The sequence below is a fragment of the Acrocarpospora macrocephala genome (assembly GCF_009687865.1).
Lineage (GTDB): Bacteria > Actinomycetota > Actinomycetes > Streptosporangiales > Streptosporangiaceae > Acrocarpospora > Acrocarpospora macrocephala.
In genome coordinates, this window is the sequence record NZ_BLAE01000011.1 from 1 (window position 1) to 22434 (window position 22434).

14 protein-coding genes are annotated in these 22434 nt (G+C 69.3%); 8 read left to right on the forward strand and 6 right to left on the reverse strand.

Annotation, left to right across the window (positions count from 1 at the left end; genetic code table 11):
- Positions 1 to 90: 90 nt before the first annotated feature.
- The 3 genes from tnpC to Amac_RS10405 form a co-directional block, all read right to left on the reverse strand.
- Positions 91 to 1557 carry an IS66 family transposase gene (tnpC, locus tag Amac_RS10395; protein WP_155352169.1) on the reverse strand — a complete coding sequence of 489 codons (1467 nt, stop codon included), beginning with the start codon at positions 1555 to 1557 and terminating at the stop codon, positions 91 to 93.
- A gap of 67 nt (positions 1558 to 1624) precedes the next feature.
- Positions 1625 to 2539 (reverse strand): hypothetical protein, encoded by a 915-nt coding sequence (locus Amac_RS10400; protein WP_155354127.1) that lies wholly within the window; start codon positions 2537 to 2539, stop codon positions 1625 to 1627.
- 223 nt (positions 2540 to 2762) lie between these two features.
- Positions 2763 to 3899, reverse strand: a complete 1137-nt coding sequence (locus tag Amac_RS10405) for an ROK family transcriptional regulator (protein WP_155354128.1) — start codon at positions 3897 to 3899, stop codon at positions 2763 to 2765.
- A 129-nt stretch (positions 3900 to 4028) separates the two neighbouring features.
- Between Amac_RS10405 and edd the strand changes: the two genes are divergently transcribed.
- The 4 genes from edd to Amac_RS10425 all read left to right on the forward strand — a co-directional run bounded on the left by edd (position 4029) and on the right by Amac_RS10425 (position 8638).
- Positions 4029 to 5849 (forward strand): phosphogluconate dehydratase, encoded by a 1821-nt coding sequence (edd, locus tag Amac_RS10410; RefSeq protein WP_155354129.1) that lies wholly within the window; start codon positions 4029 to 4031, stop codon positions 5847 to 5849.
- The gene (locus Amac_RS10415) at positions 5850 to 6809 is read left to right on the forward strand and encodes a glucokinase (RefSeq protein WP_155354130.1); all 960 of its coding nucleotides are present in this window, start codon (positions 5850 to 5852) and stop codon (positions 6807 to 6809) included. It abuts the gene before it with no gap.
- 43 nt (positions 6810 to 6852) lie between these two features.
- Positions 6853 to 7473 carry a bifunctional 4-hydroxy-2-oxoglutarate aldolase/2-dehydro-3-deoxy-phosphogluconate aldolase gene (locus Amac_RS10420; protein WP_155354131.1) on the forward strand — a complete coding sequence of 207 codons (621 nt, stop codon included), beginning with the start codon at positions 6853 to 6855 and terminating at the stop codon, positions 7471 to 7473.
- 241 nt (positions 7474 to 7714) lie between these two features.
- Complete coding sequence (locus Amac_RS10425) at positions 7715 to 8638, forward strand: tachylectin-related carbohydrate-binding protein (RefSeq protein ID WP_155354132.1); 924 nt, start codon at positions 7715 to 7717, stop codon at positions 8636 to 8638.
- On the opposite strand, the gene Amac_RS10430 is transcribed toward Amac_RS10425, so the two are convergent.
- The gene (locus Amac_RS10430; RefSeq protein ID WP_174900156.1) at positions 8628 to 9650 is read right to left on the reverse strand and encodes a LacI family DNA-binding transcriptional regulator; all 1023 of its coding nucleotides are present in this window, start codon (positions 9648 to 9650) and stop codon (positions 8628 to 8630) included. The two genes, Amac_RS10425 and Amac_RS10430, sit on opposite strands and share 11 nt — an antisense overlap.
- Before the next feature lie 10 nt (positions 9651 to 9660).
- A complete protein-coding gene (locus Amac_RS10435; RefSeq protein WP_155354337.1) occupies positions 9661 to 11271 on the reverse strand; it encodes a glycoside hydrolase family 13 protein in 1611 nt (536 codons plus the stop codon).
- Positions 11272 to 11683: 412 nt separating this feature from the next.
- Between Amac_RS10435 and Amac_RS10440 the strand changes: the two genes are divergently transcribed.
- Complete coding sequence (locus tag Amac_RS10440) at positions 11684 to 12988, forward strand: ABC transporter ATP-binding protein (RefSeq protein ID WP_155354134.1); 1305 nt, start codon at positions 11684 to 11686, stop codon at positions 12986 to 12988.
- A gap of 10 nt (positions 12989 to 12998) precedes the next feature.
- On the opposite strand, the gene Amac_RS10445 is transcribed toward Amac_RS10440, so the two are convergent.
- A complete protein-coding gene (locus tag Amac_RS10445; protein WP_246268224.1) occupies positions 12999 to 13625 on the reverse strand; it encodes an ACT domain-containing protein in 627 nt (208 codons plus the stop codon).
- Positions 13626 to 13923: 298 nt separating this feature from the next.
- Between Amac_RS10445 and pulA the strand changes: the two genes are divergently transcribed.
- From pulA to Amac_RS10460, 3 genes are all read left to right on the forward strand, one after another.
- Positions 13924 to 19632 (forward strand): pullulanase-type alpha-1,6-glucosidase, encoded by a 5709-nt coding sequence (gene pulA, locus Amac_RS10450; protein WP_155354135.1) that lies wholly within the window; start codon positions 13924 to 13926, stop codon positions 19630 to 19632.
- A 75-nt stretch (positions 19633 to 19707) separates the two neighbouring features.
- Complete coding sequence (locus tag Amac_RS10455) at positions 19708 to 21699, forward strand: carbohydrate binding domain-containing protein (protein ID WP_218041003.1); 1992 nt, start codon at positions 19708 to 19710, stop codon at positions 21697 to 21699.
- A gap of 72 nt (positions 21700 to 21771) precedes the next feature.
- The coding region (locus tag Amac_RS10460) for a carbohydrate binding domain-containing protein (protein WP_281356263.1) at positions 21772 to 22434 on the forward strand (663 nt) is incomplete at its 3' end.

The following is a 22434-nucleotide window of genomic DNA, read 5'->3' on the forward strand; positions in this document are numbered from 1 at the left end:
GTAAGCATTCACGTCCCGCGCATTTCGAGTTCTGACGATCGCGCTGTGTGATCGTCCTTGCGCGTGCGTGAGTACGGCGGCTTCGTAGTGTCAGGCCGTAGCAGGGCCGGGTGGCATCCAGAGCCTGCCCAGCAGCGCATCGCGCAGGACGGTCATGACATCCAGACCGTGCTTCATCGCGGTGGACAGGTAGCCGCGGATCGCATACCGATGCCGGGCGTGCCGCTCGGAGCGGAGCCGTCCGGAGATCTTCTGCTGGGTCTTGGCGGGTCGCAGGTCGCGCTCAGCCTGGTTGTTGGTGGGCGGGATCCGCAGGTCATGAGCGAAGCGCAGGACGTCGTCGGCCCGGTCGCGCAGGACCTCCAGCAGGACCCGGCCGACCGGTTGGGTGACGGTCTTGGCCGGGCCGGGGACACGCTTGACCTCTGACAGGCCGACGGCGACCCCGCCGCGGAACATCTTCGTGAACATCGCCAATGTGCCCGCCGCGATGGCGTCCCCGCCCTGCTCGCGGGCAAGGTTGGCGGCGTGGATCAGGCCGCGCAGCGCCATCTGAAGCTGCCGGGGCCAGCGGGCTTCGGGGTAGGTCTCGGCGCAGTCTTCGAGATCGCGGATCAGGTGCGCCACGCAGAGTTGATGGTCTCGTGTCCCGAGGTCGGCGGCGTCGTAGTTCTGGTAGCGGTCGTGCACCACCACGCCGGTCACCTCGGCCAAGACGAACCGTTTGAAGGTGGCCAGGTCGCGTCCGCCGAGCATGTACCAGGTCAGCAACTCGGTGCAGGCCACCAGCAGATACTTCCCGGTCTTCTTCGGTCCCACCCGGACCGGCGTTTCATCGCAGGAGACGACGTAGGCGAGGGTGAGCAGCATCCGGATGCGCGCGTTGGCCGCCGCGACCGCGGCGGCGGCCCGGCCGATCAGGCCGTGCACGAACCCGGGCGAGGGGGTGGCGCCGGTCAGCGAGGCCACCAGCTCGGCGCACCGGTGCACCGGAATCGCGTGGACGACCAGCAGATACACGCACCAGGCCTGCAGATTGACACCGAGACTGACGGGCGCGGCGTTCACTCCCGCCGGACGCGGCGCGGTGTGCACGGCGCCGCACCGGCAGGCGAGCGTGTGCAGGTTGTGCTGGACGCGCCGGGCCACCACCAGCGGGATCTCGATCTGCTGGTGAGCAGCGGTCACTCCCAGATCGGCCGCCAGGGCGAGATCGGCCCCGCACCCGCACGGCCCTTGCGGGTAGTGATTGATGATGGCGCCGTCGGCGATGTCGTCCGACCAGGCCAGCGCCTTGCCCTCGGCGCCGGGCTGCTTTCCCGGCCTGCGCCGGCCGGTGCTGCCGGCCGTGCGGTCCTTCGGCTTCTTGCGGCCAGGAAGGTCGTCGGCCGATGGTGGCATCCCGGAGTTACCGCTGTTGCGTGAGACCAGCCGTTCCAGCTTGGCCACGCGTTCCCGCAGCTGGGCGACCTCCGCCTTCAGAGCGGCGTTCTCGGCCATGAGGGCACGCGTCAGAGCGATCAGCTCCTCGCGGGACAGCTCCTCCAGGCCGGACACCCGAAGATCACATCATCTGTCGGCCGGTAGATCAAAGTGACGGAAAGTCACGCATCCAGCCGCACCACTACACCCAGCGCACGACGTGAATGTTTACGTTGTCGGGGTGATTGGCGCAAATTCCGATCTCGCGCTCGTTGTGAAGCACCGCGACGCATACTCGGTGGCCATCGAATGATGTGATCACGTCGGCCAGCCGATCAAGCGCGCGGTCATACCCGAGGGTCGTGTCCTCGCCGAGCTCCCTGAGCCACTTCTCCGCGGATCCATGTTCTGTCAGAAGACCCTTCTGGCGGCCTTTTATCCACTCCTCAAGCCATTTCTTGGCGGCACCCTGCTTTGTTCCGTGGGAACCGAAAGAGATCGAAGCAATTTTCCCGTTCGCGGATACCGGAAGGCGCTGCCGCTTAGTGAGGAACGCGAGCTTCTCGGCGTAGGCTTTAAGGTCGGGTCCGGTCAGGAGCCGGGTCAGATCATTCCGCTGGGCGATCACCTCCGGGTCGTACTTTCTGACCCAGTAGAGCTCGGCCAGCACACCGCCGCAATTATCAGCGGACAGATTCAGGGCCCGGCCGATGACCTGCCAGAGCATGGCGGACTTGGACCTGTGCTCCATGATTCCGGGAAGCGAGTCGGGCACAACCCCGCGGACCTGAGCGAGCCAGTCTTCCGTCATCGGATCTCTGGGATGAGCCACGAAGAACTGCGTCAGCTCCATGTTGTTGTCGATGAATCTCTCAAGATCCGCGAAATTCTCGAAGGGCCCCCATTGGCTGTCCTCATATCCCGGTAGCGGGAACACCGGCCCGGCGGAGGGCGGGACGGTGGGACGGCTGGCCATGATCTGATCGCCGTCTTCATCACGGTCTGCGTGGTACTCCGGGAACCGCGAGGACCGGTCCACCCGGTAATCCGACAACCGGCGCGGCGGCGTCTCGGTCGGCTCCCCGGTTCTCGGGGAAACGGGGAGCGGCGTCGGCACCCGCTGGACCGGGGGAACCGCAGGACCCCCGCGGAAGGGCGGGACTGCGGTGTCCGGGTCACCCGGCAGCTTGCGCTTCCTGGTCCGCGTCGGCTCGGTCTGGGACGGTACGGCGCGCCACGGCGCACCCGGCGGTTGGTACGGCGGCATGGACATGGCCTGGAACCCCCAGTCGCTCATCCCCATCCTGCCGGTGATCCTCGAGCCCGAGAAGGCGACCGTGCTAGATCGCTTCGGGGGCCAGGATGTGGTCGGTGACCAGGAGGGCGGAGCCGGTGAGGCCGGCGGCGGGGCCGAGGCGGGTGCGTTCGATGCGGAGGGTGCGGGTGGCCAGCTGGGTGGAGCGGCGGTAGACGACTTCGCGGACGCCGGAGACGAGGGGCTGGAACATTTCGGCGACGTCGCCGCCCAGGACGACGATGGCGGGGTTGAGGAGGTTGACGGCGCCGGAGATGACCTCGCCGAGGCGGCGGCCGGCCTGGCGGACGACGGCCATGGTCTCGGCGTCGCCGGCGCGGACGAGGGCGGTGACGTCGGCGAGGCTGTGGACGTCTCGGCCGCTGGCGCGGAGGTCGCGGAGGATGGCGGTGCCGCTGGCGAGGGAGTCGACGCAGTCGGTGTTGCCGCAGCGGCAGAGCACGCCGCCGCCGTCGCGGACGGGGATGTGGCCGATCTCGCCGGCCGCGCCGAGGGCGCCGCGCAGGATGGAGCCGCCGGAGATGACGCCGGCGCCGATGCGGGTGGAGACCTTCACGAACAGCAGGTCGCCGAGTTCGGCGGCGTAGGCGGCCCGGTGCTCGCCCATGGCGATCACGTTGACGTCGTTGTCGACCAGGACGGGGACGGGGAAGCGGGCGGCGATCAGAGGCGGGATCTCGACGCCGGTCCAGCTGGCCATCACGCGGGCCGATTCGGTGCGCCCGGCGGCGAACTCGACGGTGGCGGGCACGCCGAGGCCGACGCCGACGACCGGGGCGCGGCCGTAGAGCAGCTTGTCCCAGGTGTCCATGACGAGCGGGAGCACGACGCCGGGGCCCTCCTCGACGTCGATGACCACCTCGGTGCGGTCCAGGATGGCGCCGGCCAGGTCGCAGACCGCGATCTGGGTACGGCTCGCGCCCAGCGACGCCACCGGCACGAACCCCCCGGCGGTGTTGAACCGCAGCCGCATGGGCGGGCGGCCCCCGGTGGACGGGCCTTCCGCGTCCTCCACGACGAGGCCGCGCTGGAGCAGTTCGGTCACGCGGTGCACGACGGCGGGCCGGGACAGGCCGGTCACCCTGCCGAGCTCGGCGCGGGTCACCGCCTCCCCGCTCCGGATGAGTTGAAGGACCTCGCCGGTCGTGGCTAGACGTGACATCACGCCGAAGCTAAGCACACGAACGAACTAAAGTTCAACGACTTTTCTATTCAGAGTTACAAAACTCAGCTTGAAAGAGCACATAACTTCGCGCTACTGTCCCTCGTGTCGCATGAGTCAGGAGCGCCGATGCACCCGATCGTCCACGAGGTCACCGAGCGGATCAGGAGCCGCAGCCGGGCCGGCCGCGCCGCGTACCTGGCCCGCGTGGACCAGGCCGCCGCCGAGCTGCGCGCCGAGGGCCCGGCCCGGGGACGGCTCGCGTGCGCCAACCTCGCGCACGGCTTCGCGGCGGCGGCGGAGGACAAGCCCGCGTTACGCGCCGCCGTCCGGCCGGGCGTGGCGATCGTGACGTCGTACAACGACATGCTTTCCGCGCATCAGCCGTACGAGACCTATCCGCCGGAGTTGAAGCGGGCGGTGCGGACGGCGGGTGGCGTGGCGCAGGTGGCGGGCGGGGTGCCGGCCATGTGTGACGGGGTCACGCAGGGGCGGGCGGGGATGGAGCTGTCGCTCTACAGCCGGGACCTGATCGCGATGTCCACGGCGGTCGCGCTGTCGCATGACATGTTCGACGCGGCGCTGCTGCTCGGGGTGTGCGACAAGATCGTGCCGGGGCTGTTCATCGGGGCGCTGCGGTTCGGGCACCTGCCCGCGATGTTCGTACCCGCGGGGCCGATGACGTCGGGCCTGCCGAACAAGGTCAAGGCGCGGGCCCGGCAGCGGTTCGCCGAAGGCCGGATCTCCCGGGACGAGATGCTGGACGCGGAGGCCAAGTCCTACCACTCCCCCGGGACCTGCACGTTCTACGGCACGGCCAACTCCAACCAGCTGCTGATCGAGGTCATGGGGCTGCACCTGCCGGGCGCGACGTTCGTCAATCCGCGTACGGAGCTGCGGCAGGCGCTCACCCAGGCCGCGGGAAAGCGGATCGTGGAGCTGACCGCGCACGGCGGCGAGTACACGCCGATCGGGCATGTCGTGGACGAGCGGGCGATCGTGAACGCGGTGGTCGCGCTGCTGGCCTCCGGCGGTTCGACCAACCACACGATGCACCTGGTCGCGATGGCGGCGGCCGCCGGGATCGAGCTCACCTGGGATGACATGGCCGATCTGTCGAAGGTCGTCCCGTCGGTGGCGCGGATGTACCCGAACGGCCAGGCCGACGTGAACCACTTCCAGGCGGCGGGGGGCATGCCGGTGTTCATCGGCACGCTGCTGGACGCGGGGCTGCTCTGGGAGGACGTGCTGACGGTCGCGGGCCGGGGCCTGCGCTCCTACCTGAGCGTCCCCGAACTCAAGGGCGAGGAAGTCGTCTGGACCGAGCGGAACGGCGCTAGCGGCGATCTGGACGTGCTTCGCCCGGCAAGTGAACCTTTCTCCCCCGACGGGGGAATTCATATGATCTCCGGGAATCTGGGGCGCGCGGTGAGCAAGGTCTCGGCGGTCAAGCCGGAGCACCTGGTCATCGAAGCCCCGGCGAAGGTCTTCGACGACCAGCGCGACCTGCTCGGCGCGTTCGAGCGGGGCGAGCTGGACGGGCAGGATTTCGTGGCCGTCGTCCGGTATCAGGGGCCGAGCGCGAACGGCATGCCCGAACTGCACAAGCTCACGCCGCCGCTGGCCGTCCTGCTGGACCGGGGACAGCAGGTGGCGATCGTGACCGACGGCCGGATGTCCGGCGCGTCGGGCAAGGTCCCGGCCGCGATCCACCTCTCTCCGGAGGCCGCGGACGGTGGCGCCCTCGCGCTGCTGCGTGACGGCGATCCCATCCGTCTCGACTCGGTCGCCGGCACGCTTGACGTGCTGACCGACCTGTCGGGACGGACGCCGGCCGGTTCCCCGCCCCCGGCCGACAAATGGGTGGGAACCGGGCGCGAGCTTTTTGCCGCCTTCCGTCGTACGGTTGGACCCGCGGAACGCGGTGCCAGCATCTTCGGAGGGTTCTAAGTGAGCTACCCCTGGCTCGTCGCCGACATCGGCGGCACCAACGCACGTTTCGGAATCGTCACCCAGGCCGGCGCGCAGCCGGAATCGGTGGCCGTCCTGAACGTCGCCGAGCGACAAGGCCTAGCCGATGCCGTAGCCGCCTATCTCGCAGACCATGCGGGCGGAGTTCGGCCGGGGGCCGCGTGCCTGGCGATCGCCGGACCGGTGAAAGGAGACACCTATCGCCTCACCAACGCGGCTTGGAGCGGTTCCGTCCGGGAACTGCCCATCCCGCACGTGGAACTCCTGAACGACTTCGAGGCTCTCGCGGTCTCGCTGCCGCACCTGGCCGGCGACGACCTCACCCCGCTCGGCGGGCCCGCCCCGACGGCGGGCATGGTCAAGGCCGTGCTCGGCCCGGGCACGGGCCTCGGCGTGGCCGGTCTGGTCCCAGCCGGCTCCGGCTGGGTGCCGGTGCCGGGCGAGGGCGGGCACGTGTCCATCCCGTGCGTCACCGACCTGGAGTTCGAGATCGTCCGGGCGCTGCGCGCGGACGGCCTGCCGTATGTGGACGCCGAGCACCTGCTGTCCGGGTCCGGGCTGCCCCGGCTCTACCGGGGGCTCTCGCTGGTCCGGGGGATCGGCGCGGGGCGGAAGACGGCGTCGGAGATCGTGGCGGCCGACGACCCGCTGTCGGTGGAGACGGTCGAGGTGTTCCTGGCCCTGCTGGGCGGGTTCGCCGGGAACGTGGCGCTGACGCTGGGCGCGCGCGGCGGGGTCTACCTGGGTGGCGGCGTGCTGCCGAGGATCGTGGAGCGGGTCAAGGACAGCGAGTTCCGGACCAGGTTCGAGCAGACCAGCCCGGCGCTGGTGGACTATCTGAGCCCGATCGCGACCTCGCTGATCGTGGCCGAGCAGCCCGCGCTGACCGGCGCGACGGCGTGGCTGGCGCAGCGGGCGGGCAGCGTGGAGCTGGTATGAGCGAGATTCCCTGGCCGGCCCCCGCCGTGATCGAGGAAATGGTATGAGCGAGATTCTTGACCTGGCCCCCGTCATCCCGGTCGTCGTGATCGAGGACGTGGCGACCGCGGTGCCGATGGCGCGCGCGCTGGTGGCGGGCGGCCTGCCGGTGATCGAGGTGACGCTGCGGACTCCGGCCGCGCTGGAGTCGATCAGGCGGATCGCGGCCGAGGTGCCGGACGCGGTGATCGGCGCGGGCACGATCCTGGTCCCCGGCGACGCCGCCAAGGCGGTGGCGGCGGGGTCCCGGTTCCTGGTCTCCCCCGGCTCGACGCCGTCGCTGATCGACGCGATGGGCGCGAGCGGCGTGCCGTTCCTGCCGGGCGTGGCGACCGCCTCGGAGGTGCTCGGCCTTTACGAGCGCGGATTGCGGGAGATGAAGTTCTTCCCGGCCGAGGCGGCGGGGGGCGTGCCGTACCTGAAGGCGCTGGGCGGGCCGCTCCCGGGGGTGCGGTTCTGCCCCACCGGGGGGATCAGGAGGGAGACCGCGTGCGACTATCTCGCCCTCCCTAACGTAGGATGCGTCGGCGGCACTTGGCTGACCCCAGCGGACGCGCTCGCGACCGGCGACTATGCCCGGATCGAGAAGCTCGCCGGGGAAGCCGCCGCCTTACAACTCCCATAGCACCCCAGACCTCGTCGGCCCATGCCATCCTCCCTCGGCTGGGCCGACGGCCATGCTCGTGTCCGAAACCCGGAAACACGATCATGGGTATCGGGCCCGTGACTCCCAACCGGGAAAGTCACGGGCCCTCTCCATACATCCGGGCATTCTCCACAATTCTCAATAATTGCCTTTCAGGCCCGCGTGGTGGACGACATTCGGCTTTCATTGACTCCGAAAGCCATGCTCTAGCGAGGCGGGAATGTCAGTTCAGAATCGCAGGAAACGCCGCGTCCGCCCGAATTCCAGCGCGACCTCGGCGACGGAATCCGGCAGACAGAAGATCATCCTGTGGGTCTGCGGCGCGGTGCTGGTCCCCCTGCTGGCCGGAATCCCCGCCTTCCTGCAGCACTCGGACGCGCAGGCGCCCGCACCCGAGCTGTTCCAGAATCAGCGCAAGATCGTCTACACCGGCAAGGGCACGATCTTCGCCGTCGACCGGGACGGAATCCTCCGCCGTTTCCAGCATCTCGGATTCGAGACGGGCGAGAAACGGTGGTCCGACCCGCCGGGCATTGAAGTCGGCGAAGGCTGGCAGCGTTTTGTCTGGATTATCGCCGGAAATCCGGGCACACTCTACGCCGTCGACTTCGAAGGGCGCATGTTCCTCTTCGATTATCTGTCCGGGCGGATGGACGCGGGGGACGGCAGGCTCATCAAGATCGGGCTTCCTTCGTTCAAGAGCTTCACGGGGGCGTACGACGTCTTCTACGGCCTGCGGGAGGACGGCGGGGTGTGCTGGTACCGGCATCTCGGCGCGGGCACCTGGGCCGACAACGGCGAGTGCTCGCTGGTGAAGCGCGGCATGCGCGGCTACGACCGCCTGATCGCCACCGGGCAGGGCGTGGTCTTCGCCATCGACGCCAACGGCGACCTGCGCTGGTTCCGGCACCTGAACAGCGCGCTCGGCGGCTACACCTGGGAAGGCGACGGGCTCGGCCCCAACGGCCAGGGCTGGATCGGCGACCTGGACGTGACCTCCCTGGACGGCGTCGTCTACGCCCTCACCCCGGGCTACGCCCTGAAGTGGTTCCGCTACGACACCCCCCAGGTCTACAAGAGCGGCGTCGAGGGCTGGTACAACCGGGGCACCATGCTGCTCCCGGCCGCCGGGGTCAGCGGTTGACCAGCGGCCCGGAACCGGTGGAGCCGCGCACGACCAGCTCCGGCTGGAAGACCAGCTCCAGGTTCTTGGCGGGAGTGCCGCCGATCACCTCCAGCAGGGTCTCCACGGCGGCCGAGGCCATCGAGCCGATCGGCTTGCGCACGGTGGTCAGCGGCGGGTCGGTGAACGGGATCAGCGGCGAGTCGTCGAAGCCGACCACCGAGACGTCGCCGGGCACCGACAGGCCGCGTTCCCTGGCGGCCCGGACCGCGCCGAGGGCCATCAGGTCGCTGGCGCAGAACAGCCCGGTGCAGCCGCGGTCGATCAGCGCCCCGGCGGCGGCCTGGCCGCCTTCCACGGTGAACAGCGAGTGCTGGATCAGGTCGGTGGTGTCGGTGACGCCGAGCAGCTGCCCCATGGTCTGCCGGAAGCCCTCGATCTTCCTGATCACCGGCACGAACCGGCGCTGCCCCAGGGCCAGGCCGATGCGCTCGTGGCCGAGATCGACCAGGTGCTGCACGGCCAGCCGGGTGGCCAGCCGGTCGTCCGGCGAGATGAACGGCGCCTGGATGGTCTCGTTGTAGCCGTCCACCAGCACGATCGGCAGGCCCCGGTCGGTCAGCCGGGTGTAACGATCCATCCGGGCGGTGGTGTCGGCGTGCAGCCCGGAGACGAAGACGATGCCGCTGACGCCCCGGTCGATGAGCATCTCGGTGAACTCGTCCTCGGGCGCGCCGCCGGGCAGCTGGGTGCACAGGATAGGCGTGTACCCGTGCTGGGTGAGCGCCTTCTCGATGGCCTGGGCGAAGGCCGGGAAGATCGGGTTGTCCAGTTCGGGGGTGACCAGGCCGATCAGGCCGTTGCTGCGCTGCCGCAGCCGCTGGGGGCGCTCGTAGCCCATCAGGTCGAGGGCGGTGAGCACGGCCTGGCGGGTGGCGGCCGAGACCCCCGCCTTGCCGTTGAGCACACGGCTTACCGTGGCTTCGCTGACGCCTGCCTGGGCCGCGATGTCGGAGAGCCGCGCGTTGTTCATGACCGTTACTTTAGACATCCTCCACGGCCCACCATGTGGCCGAATCGGGAGCGAGCCGTACAACATTGCCGGAAATTGATGGATTAGCACTCACAAGCAGCGGCTCGCCCGGACGATCCACCTCAATCCAGTCATTGGTGAGGTTCATCAGGCACCGGAACGCGGGGCCGCGATCGAAGGCGAGCACGCCGTCCGGGGACGGGCGCCAGGTGAGGGCGCCGTCGCCGAGCGCCGGATGGTCCTTCCTGATGGCCAGCGCCCGCGTGTACAGGCTGAGGATCGAGTCCGGGTCGTCGAGCTGGGTCTCCACGGCCAGGTCGCGCCAGGCGGGCGGGACCGGGAGCCAGGTCTCGGTGATGCCGGGCGGGGAGAAGCCGAACGACGGCTCGCCGGTGGCGCTCCACGGGAGCGGGACGCGGCAGCCGTCCCGGCCGCTCTCGGCGTCGCGCAGCCGCTGCGGGTCGCAGAGCACCTCCTCGGGCAGGTCGAGCACCTCCGGCAGGCCGAGCTCCTCGCCCTGGTAGACGTAGCTGGAGCCGGGCAGCGCCAGCATCAGCAGGGCGGCGGCCTTGGCGCGGGCCAGACCGCCGGCGCCGCCGCCGTAGCGGGTCACGTGGCGTTTGACGTCATGGTTGGAGAGCACCCAGGTGGCGGGGGCGCCGACCAGCGCGACCGTCTCCAGCGACACCTCGATCACGTGCCGGAACCGCTCGGCGTCCCAGGGGGTGTTCAGGAAGTGGAAGTTGAACGCCTGGTGCAGCTCGTCGGGGCGGACGTAGTTGGCCAGGCGCTGCGGGGTGGGCGCCCAGGCCTCGGCGACGCCGATGCGCTCGCCCGGGTAGCCGTCCAGGATGCGCCGCCAGGAGCGGTGGATCTCGTGCACGCCGTCCTGGTCGAAGTACGGCACGACCTGGGTGCCGATCATCCGCGCCTGCCCCGAGTAGCCCACGTCGGGCAGCCCGTCGGCCTTGACCATGCCGTGCGCGACGTCGATCCGGAACCCGTCCACGCCCAGGTCGAGCCAGAAGCGCAGCACGTCGGCGAACTCGGCGTGCACCTCGGGGTGCGCCCAGTTGAGGTCGGGCTGCTGCGGGGCGAACAGGTGCAGATACCACTGCCCGTCCGGCAGCTGGGTCCAGGCGGGACCGCCGAAGATCGACTCCCAGTCGTTGGGGGGCTCGTCGCCGTCGCGGAAGATGTAGCGCTCGCGTTCCGGCGAGCCGGGCCCGGCCTGTACGGCGGCCTCGAACCAGGCGTGCCGGTCGGAGGTGTGGTTGGGCACCACGTCCACGATGATCCGCAGCCCGAGCCCGTGCGCGTCCTCGATCAGCGCCCTGGCGTCCTCCAGCGAGCCGAACACGGGGTCGACCCCCCGGTAGTCGGCCACGTCGTAGCCGAAGTCGGCCATCGGGGACGGGTAGAACGGCGTCAGCCAGATCGCGTCGACGCCCAGGTCGGCCAGGTAGCGCAGCCGGCTGCGGACGCCGAGCAGGTCGCCGATCCCGTCGCCGTTGCCGTCGGCGAAGCTGCGCACGTACACCTGGTAGATCACGGCGTCGCGCCACCAGCGGGTCGCCGGGACCGGCTCGGCGGGCAGGACGTCAGGCGAGAGTGCGCTCATCTTGGGGTCCCCGATTGTCGCGAAGGTCATCTCATCAACATGAAAGACCTTACAGAAAGTTGCCGCAAACCCTGCCAACTCGTCGATGCGACACTGTGACCTGGGAACGTCCCATGATTGGACGATATTTCGCTCTTTCGGCGCTCCGCTATTCGTTGTCAGTAAAGGCCAATAGGGATGTGTCAAGACCCCGCAACACCGCAGTAACCGGTGCGTTCCCTATTTTTCATGGCATGTATGGACATGGACCGTGCCGACACGATGTACTACCTCATCAATCACAACTGACATGGCGGGATCCGGGTACTACGCGCCCGGAGGAACGAGTTTCCATGATCGAGCGCCGCTCGCGAGGCATGACGGCCCGCGTACAGTGCACGAGCACATCCGTGCCGCCAGGCGAGGAGCAGGCATGAGCACGGTCGTCCTCGACAACGTGACCAAGGTGTACCCGGGTGGGTACCTCGCGGTCGACCGGATGAATCTGCGTGCCGATGACGGTGAACTCCTGGTCCTGCTCGGCCCTTCCGGATGCGGCAAGTCGACCCTGCTGCGCATGATCGCCGGCCTTGAGGAGATCACCGGCGGCGATCTCTGGCTCGGCGGCAAGATCGCCAACCATCTGGCCCCCCGGGATCGGGACGTGGCGATGGTGTTCCAGAACGGCGCCCTCTACCCGCACCGCACGGTCCGCGGCAACCTCTCCTTCCCGCTGGAGATCGCCAAGGCGGATCCGGCCGTGGTCAAGGAACGGGTCATCGAGCTGTCGAAGGCCCTGCACATCGACGAGACTTTGGATCGGCGGCCTGGAACGCTCTCCGGTGGCCAGCGCCAGCGGGTCGCGATGGGCCGGGCGATCGTGCGCCAGCCGTCCCTGTTCCTGATGGACGAGCCGCTGTCCAACCTGGACGCGGGCATGCGCACCGAGTTACGCATGGAGATCTCGTCCCTGGTGCGCGCTCTCGGCGTCACCACCATCTACGTCACGCACGATCAGGTCGAGGCGCTCACGCTGGCCGACCGGATCGCCATCATGAACCGGGGCGTGCTGCAGGACATCGGCACCCCCGCCCAGGTCTACAACGACCCGGCCACCGCGTTCACCGCGGCCTTCCTCAGCTCCCAGCAGCTCAACCTGCTGGCGGCTACGGTGCGTACACCGCAGAACCAGTTCATCCTCCTTGACTTTGGTACGCACCAGATCACGATGCCCTGGACCGATCCGCGCGCTTACGCGGTGTCCCAGCACACCGGCAGCCAGATCATCGTCGGCATCCGCCCGGACGCGCTCGCGCCGATGCCGGAGAAGGTGGACGGCCCCTCGTTCATGGGCCGGGTGCGGACCCTGGAGTACCACGGGCACGAGTGGCTGGCGTACGTGGAGGCGGGCATCCCGGCGGTGGCCGTACCGGAACCGCCGGATCCGCGGACCCGCAACGGATACGCCAACGGCCACGGGAACGGCGGCGGGAAGGCGCGGTCGATGATGCGCCGCCTGCTCGGCCCGGCCGAGCAGGAGTTCGCGCAGGGCGAGTCGGTGCAGTCGGCGGCCGCCGCCGCGCTCGGCAGCGGCTCGCACCGCCGGGCCGACCTGATCGTACGGCTCGGCTCGCGCCCCTTCTGGAAGGCCGGCGAGCACGCCAGGGTCGCCGTGGACGTCTCCCGCCTGATGCTGTTCACCCAGTCGGGCGCCAGGATCGACCCGCCCCGCAGGTAGTCCCGCCCAGTCACGCCCGCTGCGCGCTGGCGTGCGTCAGCACCGAGACCACGTCCACCAGCCGGGCGACGCGGTCCAGCTCGGCCTTGTGGAAGGCCGGTCCCTCCTGGCGGGCCACCACCAGGTGCACGTCCTCGACCGGCACGCTGGCCAGGTGCAGCGCGCCCTCGCTGTGCACGGTCGGCCGGATCGCGGTGAACTTCGCGGCGGGCATCTCCTCGGGAGCCTGCGAGCTGCCGTGCATCACATCGCCGGTGACCGCGTCGAGCGCGACCGCCCATTCCGCGCTGACCAGGTCGGGCACCGCGTCCACCAGGGTGATCACCGCACGGCTGGGATCGGCCGCGATATGGCCGAGCAGGTCGTAGTCGGGATTGGCGCCGGGCAGTTCCCTGGTCGGCCAGGCCGCCTCGACCCGCACGCCCGGCACGACCGAGATGCGCTCGCTCAGCTCGGCGGCGCTGAAGATCGCCGACCAGGAGACGGTGAAGTCGTCGACGGCCCGCCCGGCCTCCCGTTCCAGCACGGTGACCTGGAGGATGTCCGCGCCCATCACGCCGAACGCGCGAGCCACCTGGCCCAGCACGCCGGGCCGATCCGGCAGCGACACCCGTAGCCGCAACAGCACGTCGATCACCTCTCCTCCCACAGCCGCGTGACCACGCGCTGTGTGGCTCCACAGTGCCGTAGCCACGTTTCGGCGATGTTCCGGGGAGATGTCCAGCATAAAGCGGTTGTGCGTGCAAGGTCCGGTTCGTACGGCTATTCCGGGCCGCCCGTCCCCCGCTTCTCCCCGATTCCCGAAAACTGTCGTTCTTGCATGAAATTTCAGCAAAGGATTGCATCCGGGCGGCAGCTTGAGTAACTTCCGGGCAACACCCCAGAAACAAGACTCAAGACAAGATTCCAGCCGAGATTCCGTGGAGGCACCCCCGATGCACCCCCCACGGCCCGCGACATCCGCGCGGCTTCGCCGGGCGGCCGCCGTCGTCGCGACGGCGTTGCTCGCCACGGTCACCCCCGTGTCCCTCGCGGTCCCCTCATCTGCCGCTTTATCCGGTTTATCCGGATTATTGCACTTAGCCGATCCGGTGGTGTCGGCGGTCAGCCGTTCCGCGCAGCCGGGTGACGCCCAGCTCGCCGGGGACGCGCTCCGCGCCGACCTGTCCCGGGAGCGGCTCTACTTCGCGATGACCGACCGTTTCGCCAACGGCGACCCCGGCAACGACCGCGGCGGCCTGACCGGCGACCGGCTGAAGACCGGCTTCGACCCCGCGGACAAGGGCTTCTACCAGGGCGGCGACCTGGCGGGCCTGATCGGCAAGCTGGACTACGTGAAGGGCCTGGGCAGCACCGCGATCTGGCTGACCCCCTCGTTCAAGAACCGCCCGGTCCAGGGCAGCGGGAACGACGTGAGCGCCGGATACCACGGCTACTGGATCACCGACTTCACCCGGATCGACCCGCACCTCGGCTCCAACGCCGACATGAAGCGCCTGGTCAAGGAGGCGCACAAGCGGGGCATGAAGGTCTTCTTCGACATCATCACCAACCACACCGCCGACATCATCGACAACCAGGAGAAGACCTACTCCTACCGGGGCAAGGGCCCCTACCCGTACGTGGCGACCGACGGCACCGCCTTCGACGATCGCGCGTACGCGCTGAAGGACACCTTCCCGAAGGTGAACGCGGAGTCGTTCCCGTACACGCCGGTGGTGACCGCGAACTCGAAGGTCCCGGCCTGGCTGAACGACCCGCTGATGTACCACAACCGGGGCGACTCCACCTTCACCGGCGAGAACTCGGAGTACGGCGACTTCTTCGGCCTGGACGACCTGTGGACCGAGCGTCCCGAGGTGGTCAAGGGCATGATCGACATCTACCAGACGTGGGTGAAGGACGCGGGTGTCGACGGTTTCCGGATCGACACCGCCAAGCACGTGAACATGGAGTTCTGGCAGCGGTTCACTCCGGCGCTGCACGGTTACGCGGCCAAGCTGGGGAACGAGAAGTTCTTCATGTTCGGCGAGGTGTTCAGCAGCGACGTGGCGTACGCGTCGCGGTTCACCACCAAGGGCGGCATGGACGCGACGCTGGACTTCGCCTTCCAGGAGAACGCACGCTCGTTCGCGAGCGGCGCGCCCACGTCGGGGCTCGCGGGCCTGTACGCGGCCGACGACTACTACCTCGACGCGGACTCCAACGCGGCGTCGCTGCCGACGTTCCTGGGCAACCATGACATGGGCCGGATCGGCTCGTTCATCAAGGCCGACAAGCCGGGCGCGCCGGACTCCGAACTGCTCGCGCGGGACACGCTCGCGCACCGGCTGATGTACCTCACCCGAGGCCAGCCGGTCGTCTACTACGGCGACGAGCAGGGCTTCACCGGCGCGGGCGGCGACAAGGACGCGCGGGCGCCGATGTTCGCCTCCCAGACGGCGGACTACCTGGACGACGACCTGATCGGCACGACCGCGACGCACGCGGCGGACAACTTCGTCACCACGCATCCGCTGTACCAATCGATCGCGGCGCTGGCGAAGCTGCGCGACCAGCATCCGGCGCTGGCGGACGGCGCGCAGATCCAGCGGCTGGCCGAGGGCAACGTGTACGCGTTCTCCCGGATCGGGGCCAAGGAGCAGGTCGAGTACGTGGTCGCGGTGAACAGCGCCACGACGGCGGCCGCGGTCCAGGTCCCGACTTATACCGCGAACGCGGGATTCACCACCATCTACGGCGGGACCGGCGCGGTGACCTCCGGCGCGGACGCCAAGGTCGCGGTGAACGTTCCGGCGCTGGGCGCGGTGGTCCTGAAGGCCAACGCCAAGCTGGGCACTCCCGCCGCCGCTCCGGCGGTGTCGATCACGCTGCCCGGCACGGAGATCAGGGGCACCGCCGAGGACAGCCGCGTGCCGATCACGGCGGACGTCCCGGGCACCGGCTTCGACCAGGTCACCTTCGCCGCCAAGATCGGCAACGGCCCGTGGAAGGTCCTCGGCACCGACGACGCCCCCAACGGCCGTACATTCCGGATATTTCATGACCTGAGCGGGATCGCGGCGGGGACCGTCGTCGCGTACAAGGCGGTCGTGAAGGACTCGGCGGGGCGGATCGCCTCGGCGGGCGCGTCCGCGACGGTGGCGCCGGAGCCGCAGACGCCCGGCGGCGGCACGGTCAAGCGGGACTACCTGGTCGTGCACTACCAGCGGACCGACGGCTACGACGGCTGGGGCCTGCACGCCTGGGGCGACATCGACCAGGTCGTCGAGTGGGGCTCGCCGGTCGCGCTGGAGGGCGAGGACTCCTTCGGCCGGTTCGCCTGGATCAAGCTCAAGCCGGGCGCGTCCAGCGTCGGCCTGATCACCCACAAGGGGGACGAGAAGGACGGCGGCGACCGCCTGCTCAACCCGCAGCAGACTGGCGAGGTCTGGCTGGTCCACGGCGAACCCGACGTGTACGGCTCCCGCGCGGCGGCCCAGGGCTACGCCACGATCCACTACAACCGCCCCGACGCGAGCTACGACGGCTGGGGCCTGCACCTGTGGGGCGACGCCGTCAGCGAGCCCACCGACTGGACCTCGCCGCGCATGCCGGACGGCGTGGACGCCTACGGCGCGTTCTGGAAGGTCCCGCTCAAGGACACGGCTCCCCCGCTCAACTTCATCATCCACAAGGGCGACGAGAAGGACGGCGGCGACCGCGCGTTCGTGGCGGCGACGCAGTCCGACGCGTACGTCAACGCGGGCTCGGCCATCCTGCACCCGACCCTGGCCGCCGCCCAGAACACGCTCATCCTGCACTACAACCGCCCCGACAAGACGTACACCGGCTGGGGCCTGCACGCCTGGGGCGACATCGAGGGCACGGTCGACTGGGGTAACCCCATCCAACCGGCGGGTACGGACCAGTTCGGCCCTTACTTCCGGGTGCCGCTCAAGCCGGACGCGAAGACGGTCGGCTGGATCCTGCACAAGGGCGACGAGAAGGACCAGCCCGCCGACCAGGCCGTCGATCTGGCGGTCAACGGCAACGAGGTCTGGAAGCTGTCGCAGAAGGAGGGCTTCGTGCTGCCGCAGCCGCCGGCCACCGGCGCGGACGCCGACCTGACCAAGTCCACCGCGCACTGGCTCGACCGGACGACGGTGGCCTGGAAGGGCAAGACGTCCGCTTCGTCGAGATACGCCCTGGCGTACTCCCCGAAGGCGGACATCGCCTACGACGACCAGAAGGGCGACCTGACCGGCGACATCCACCTGATCCGGCTCACGCCGGGCACGCTGACCGACGCCCAGAAGGCCAAGTGGCCGCACCTGAAGGACTACGGCGCGCTGACCGTGGATCCCCGGGACGCCGATCTGGTCAGGGCCGCGCTGCGGGCCCAGCTGGTGGCGATCGAGCGGGATCCGTCCGGCGGCCTGCTGACCGCGACCGGCGTGCAGATCCCGGGCGTGCTGGACGACGTCTACGCCCCGGCCGCCGCCAGCGACCTGGGCCCGACCGGCGGCGTGCTGCCGAAGTTGTCGGTGTGGGCGCCGACCGCGCAGAAGGTCGAGCTCAAGCTCCAGAACCAGACCGTGCCGATGCGGCGCGACGACACGACCGGCGTCTGGTCGGTCACCGGCCTGCCCACCTGGTACGGCCGCTACTACACCTACCTGGTCACGGTCGTCGCGGGCGGCACCCTGGTCACCAACGAGGTGACCGACCCCTACGGCCTGTCGGTCTCCACCGACGGCAAGCGCAGCCAGCTGGTCCGCCTGGACGGCTCGGCGGTCAAACCGTCCGGCTGGGACAACCTCGCCAAACCCGCCGCGGTCCGGCAGGACAAGGCGTCCATCTACGAACTCCACGTCCGCGACTTCTCCGCCTCGGACGCCAGCGTCCCGGTGGCCGAGCGCGGCACCTACAAGGCGTTCACCGGCGACGGCGCCGGCATGAAGGAGCTCAGGAAGCTCGCCGCCGACGGCCTCACCCACGTGCACCTGCTGCCCGTGTTCGACTTCGCGACCGTGCCCGAGCGCAAGGCCGACCGGACCGAACCGGCGTGCGACCTCGCCTCCATGCCCGCCGACTCCGAGCAGCAGCAGGCCTGCGTCACCGCGACCGCCGCGAAGGACTCCTTCAACTGGGGGTACGACCCGCTGCACTACACCGTGCCCGAGGGCTCCTACGCCACCGACCCCGAGGGGTCCGGGCGGATCAAGGAGTTCCGGGGCATGGTGCAGGGCCTCAACAAGGCCGGGCTCCGGGTGGTCATGGACGTGGTCTACAACCACACCCACGCCGCCGGGCAGGCCGAGGGCAGCGTGCTCGACCGGATCGTGCCCGGTTATTACCAGCGGCTCCTTGAGGACGGCACGGTGGCCAACTCCACTTGCTGCGCCAACACCGCGCCCGAGCACGCCATGATGGGCAAGCTCGTCGTGGACTCGGTGGTCACGTGGGCGAAGGCGTACAAGGTGGACGGGTTCCGGTTCGACCTGATGGGCCACCACCCGAAGGCCAACATGCTGGCCGTCCGGCAGGCCCTGGACGCGCTCACCCTCGCCAAGGACGGGGTGGACGGTAAGGCCATCCTGCTGTACGGCGAGGGCTGGAACTTCGGGGAGGTCGCCAACGACGCCCGCTTCGTCCAGGCCACCCAGGGCAACCTGGCCGGGACGGGGATCGGCACGTTCAGCGACCGGCTGCGGGACGCCGTACGCGGTGGGGGGCCTTTCGACGCCGACCCCGGCATCCGCGGCTTCGGTTCCGGCCTGGCCGAATCGCCGGGCCCGCAGCTGACCAACGCCGAAGAGCTGATCATGGTCGGTCTCACCGGCAACCTGAAGGACTACGTGCTGCCCTCCGGGAAGAAGGGCTCGGAGGTCTCCTACAACGGCTCCCCCGCCGGGTACGCCGCCGCCCCGCGCGACACGGTCACCTACGTGGACGCGCACGACAACGAGACCCTCTACGACGCGCTCGCCTACAAGCTGCCCCCGGACACGCCGATGGCCGACCGGGTCAGGATGCAGTCGCTCTCGCTGGCCACCGTGATGTTGTCGCAGGGCACCGCGTTCCTGCACGCGGGCGCCGAGCGGTTGCGCTCCAAGTCGCTGGACCGCAACTCCTACGACTCCGGTGACTGGTTCAACCGGCTGCTGTGGGACTGCGCCCAGGGCAACGGCTTCGGCGCCGGGCTGCCGCCCAAGGCCGACAACGAGGCCAAATGGCCTTACGCGAAGCCGCTGCTCGCGAATCCGGCGCTCAAGGCGGACTGCGCGGCGATCAACGCCTCGCGGGCCAGGTTCGGCGAGCTCCTCAAAATCCGCTCCTCGTCGCCGGCGTTCGCGCTCGGCTCCCTGGCCGAGATCCAGAACCGGCTGACGTTCCCCGCCGCGGCGACCCCGGGTGTCATCACGATGCGCCTGGACGCCGCCGGCGTCGACCCGCGCTGGAAGTCGATCACCGTCGTCTTCAACGCGACCTCGCAGGCCAGGCAGCAGACCGTTGCCGCGCTCGCCGGGGCCACGGTCACGCTCCACCCCGTCCAGGCCGCCTCCGGCGACGCGATCGTCAGGCAGTCGGCCTTCGACGGGACGACCGGCACGTTCACGGTCCCCGCCCGAACCGTGGCGGTGTTCGTGCAACCGGTCTAAGCGAAAAATCGGGTCCGGGTGTCGTAACCACCCGGACCCGAGCCGGGAATCCCTCCACGCAAGAAGAAGGCCCCGATGAGACGATACAAAACCCTGATCGCGATCGCATCAAGCCTGATCGCGGCCATGATCGTGATCATCCCGCGCGCCGAGGCCGCTCCCGCCGGCTACGGCCCGATCGTCAAGCTCTGGAGCTGGAACTGGAACTCGGTGGCACGCGAGTGCACCGACGTGCTCGGCCCCGCCGGGTACGGCGCCGTCCAGGTCTCCCCGCCCAGCGACTCCATGTCCCGCGGCGGCGCCGTCTGGTGGGACATCTACCAGCCCGCCCGCTACACCCTGACCAGCAAGTTCGGCACCGAGGCCCAGTTCAGGGCGATGGTGGACGCCTGCCACGCGGCCGGGGTCAAGGTGCACGCCGACGCGGTCATCAACCACATGACCGGCCAGGGCGCGACCAGCTACGGCGGCTACTCCTTCAGCAAGTACGACTACCCCGGCCTCTACTCCGCGGCCGACTTCCACACCCCGTGCGTCATCAACGGCTCCGACTACACCAACGACGCCTGGCGGGTGCAGAACTGCGAGCTGGTCAGCCTGTCGGACCTCAACACCGGCTCGGAGTACGTGCGCGACCAGATCGCGGGCTACCTCAACCGGCTGACCGCGCTCGGCGTGGACGGTTTCCGGATCGACGGGGCGAAACACATCAACCCCGCCGACCTGGCGGCCATCAAGGCGAAGCTCACCGGGTCGCCGTACATCCATCAGGAGGTGATCTACGGCGCGGGCGAGCCGATCCAGCCCAGCCAGTACACCGGCATCGGCGACGTGCACGAGTTCGTGTACGGCCGCAAGATGAAGGAGCAGTTCACCGGGCAGATCCGGTGGCTGTCCACGTTCGGGGCGAGCTGGGGCCTGTCGGTGCCCAACGACAAGGCCGTCACGTTCATCGACAACCACGACACCGAACGCAACGGCTCCACGCTCAACTACAAGTACGGCGACACCTACCGGCTCGCCAACGTCTTCCTGCTGAGCTGGCCCTACGGCCTTCCCCGGGTCTTCTCCGGCTTCACCTGGTCGGACAGTGAGGCGGGGCCGCCGCACAACGGCAGCGGCTTCGTCACCGACACCGACTGTGGCAACGGCCAGTGGACCTGCTTCCATCGGCAGATGTCCGGCATGGTGGGCTTCTACCGGGCGGTCGAGGGCACTTCGGTCGGCAACTGGTGGGACAACGGCGACAATGTCATCGCGTTCAGCCGGGGTTCCCAGGGCTGGGTGGCGATCAACAATTCGGGGTCCGCGCTCAGCCGGACGTTCACCACGGGGTTGCCCGCCGGGACGTACCCGAACGTGGCCGGAACGGGCACGGTGACCGTGGCCGGGGACGGGACGGCGAGCGTCAACGTGCCCGCCAAGTCCGCGGTCGCCATCCGGGTCGGCACCACGGCCACCCCCTCCCCCACTCCTACCGGGGGCAACACCGCTACCATCTACTACGGCACCTCGTGGACCACGGCGAACATCCACTATCAGCCGTCGGGCGGGTCCTGGACGGCCGTACCGGGCGTCGCCATGGATGAGACCGCCTGCACCGGATGGAAGAAGAAGACCATCAACCTCGCAGCGGCGACCAGCCTGAAGGCCGCGTTCAACAACGGCTCGGGGACCTGGGACAACAACGGCGGAAACGACTACACCATCGGCGCCGGCGTCAGCCGGGTCAGCGGCGGGACGGTGACAGCCGGCAACCCGTGCGAGTCCAATGGATCCGTGTCCGCCACCTTCAGCGCCACCGCCACCACCACGTGGGGGCAGAACGTGTTCCTGGTCGGCAACCTGGGCGCGCTCGGCGCGTGGAACCCGGCCAACGCGATCCCGCTCTCGGCGACGGCCTACCCCGTCTGGTCGGCCACGCTCACCCTGCCCGCGGGCACCGCGGTCGAGTACAAGTACCTCAAGAAGAACAGTGACGGCACGGTGACCTGGGAGAGCGGCGCCAACCGCACCTTCACCACCCCGTCCGGCTCGACCGTGACGCGCACCGACACCTGGCGCTGACGCGCACGCTCCTGTCCCGGGCGCCCTGACCTGGCCCGGGGCAGGCCCTCACCTGACCTGAGGACAACTCCCATGAAACGTGTTCATTTCGTCCTGCTCGCGTTCCTCTCCCTCGTGATCACCCTGCTCCATGCCGGCTCGGCGCGGGCCGCCACCAGCGCGACCGTCTTCTACCAGACCGGCTGGAGCACGACCAACATCCACTACGGCATCGGCGGCACCTGGACGGCCGTCCCCGGCGTACCGATGCAGACCGCCTGTGCCGGCTGGGTCAAGCGGGTCGTCGACCTCGGAACCGCCACGACTTTCCAGGTCACGTTCAACAACGGCTCGGGGACCTGGGACAACAACAGCGGCGCCAACTACACGCTCGGCACGGGGAACGTGACCGTGGCGAACCGGGTGATCGGCTCCGGCGACCCCTGCGCGACCGGTCCCGGGAACACGGCCGAGGTCTTCTACCAGACCGGCTGGACCACGGCCAACATCCACTACGGCATCGGCGGCACCTGGACGACCGTGCCCGGCGTACCGATGCAGGCGGCCTGCACCGGCTGGCTGCAGCGCACCATCGACCTCGGCACGGCGACGACTTTCCAGGTGACCTTGAACAACGGCTCCGGAACCTGGGACAACAACAACGGCGCCAACTACACCGTCGGCACCGGCCGCACAACCATCCGAAACGGCATCCTCACCCCTGCCGCCCCCAACCCCTGCGCCTCCCCCTCCCCC

Bases quoted from the DNA above. Each gene is read 5' to 3' on its own strand.
- Amac_RS10425 (WP_155354132.1), top strand. From the start codon at position 7,715: ATGTCAGTTCAGAATCGCAGGAAACGCCGCGTCCGCCCGAATTCCAGC.
- Amac_RS10430 (WP_174900156.1), bottom strand. From the start codon at position 9,650: ATGAACAACGCGCGGCTCTCCGACATCGCGGCCCAGGCAGGCGTCAGC.
- pulA (WP_155354135.1), top strand. From the start codon at position 13,924: ATGCACCCCCCACGGCCCGCGACATCCGCGCGGCTTCGCCGGGCGGCC.
- Amac_RS10405 (WP_155354128.1), bottom strand. From the start codon at position 3,899: ATGTCACGTCTAGCCACGACCGGCGAGGTCCTTCAACTCATCCGGAGC.
- Amac_RS10420 (WP_155354131.1), top strand. From the start codon at position 6,853: ATGAGCGAGATTCTTGACCTGGCCCCCGTCATCCCGGTCGTCGTGATC.
- Amac_RS10455 (WP_218041003.1), top strand. From the start codon at position 19,708: ATGAGACGATACAAAACCCTGATCGCGATCGCATCAAGCCTGATCGCG.
- Amac_RS10435 (WP_155354337.1), bottom strand. From the start codon at position 11,271: ATGAGCGCACTCTCGCCTGACGTCCTGCCCGCCGAGCCGGTCCCGGCG.
- edd (WP_155354129.1), top strand. From the start codon at position 4,029: ATGCACCCGATCGTCCACGAGGTCACCGAGCGGATCAGGAGCCGCAGC.
- Amac_RS10440 (WP_155354134.1), top strand. From the start codon at position 11,684: ATGAGCACGGTCGTCCTCGACAACGTGACCAAGGTGTACCCGGGTGGG.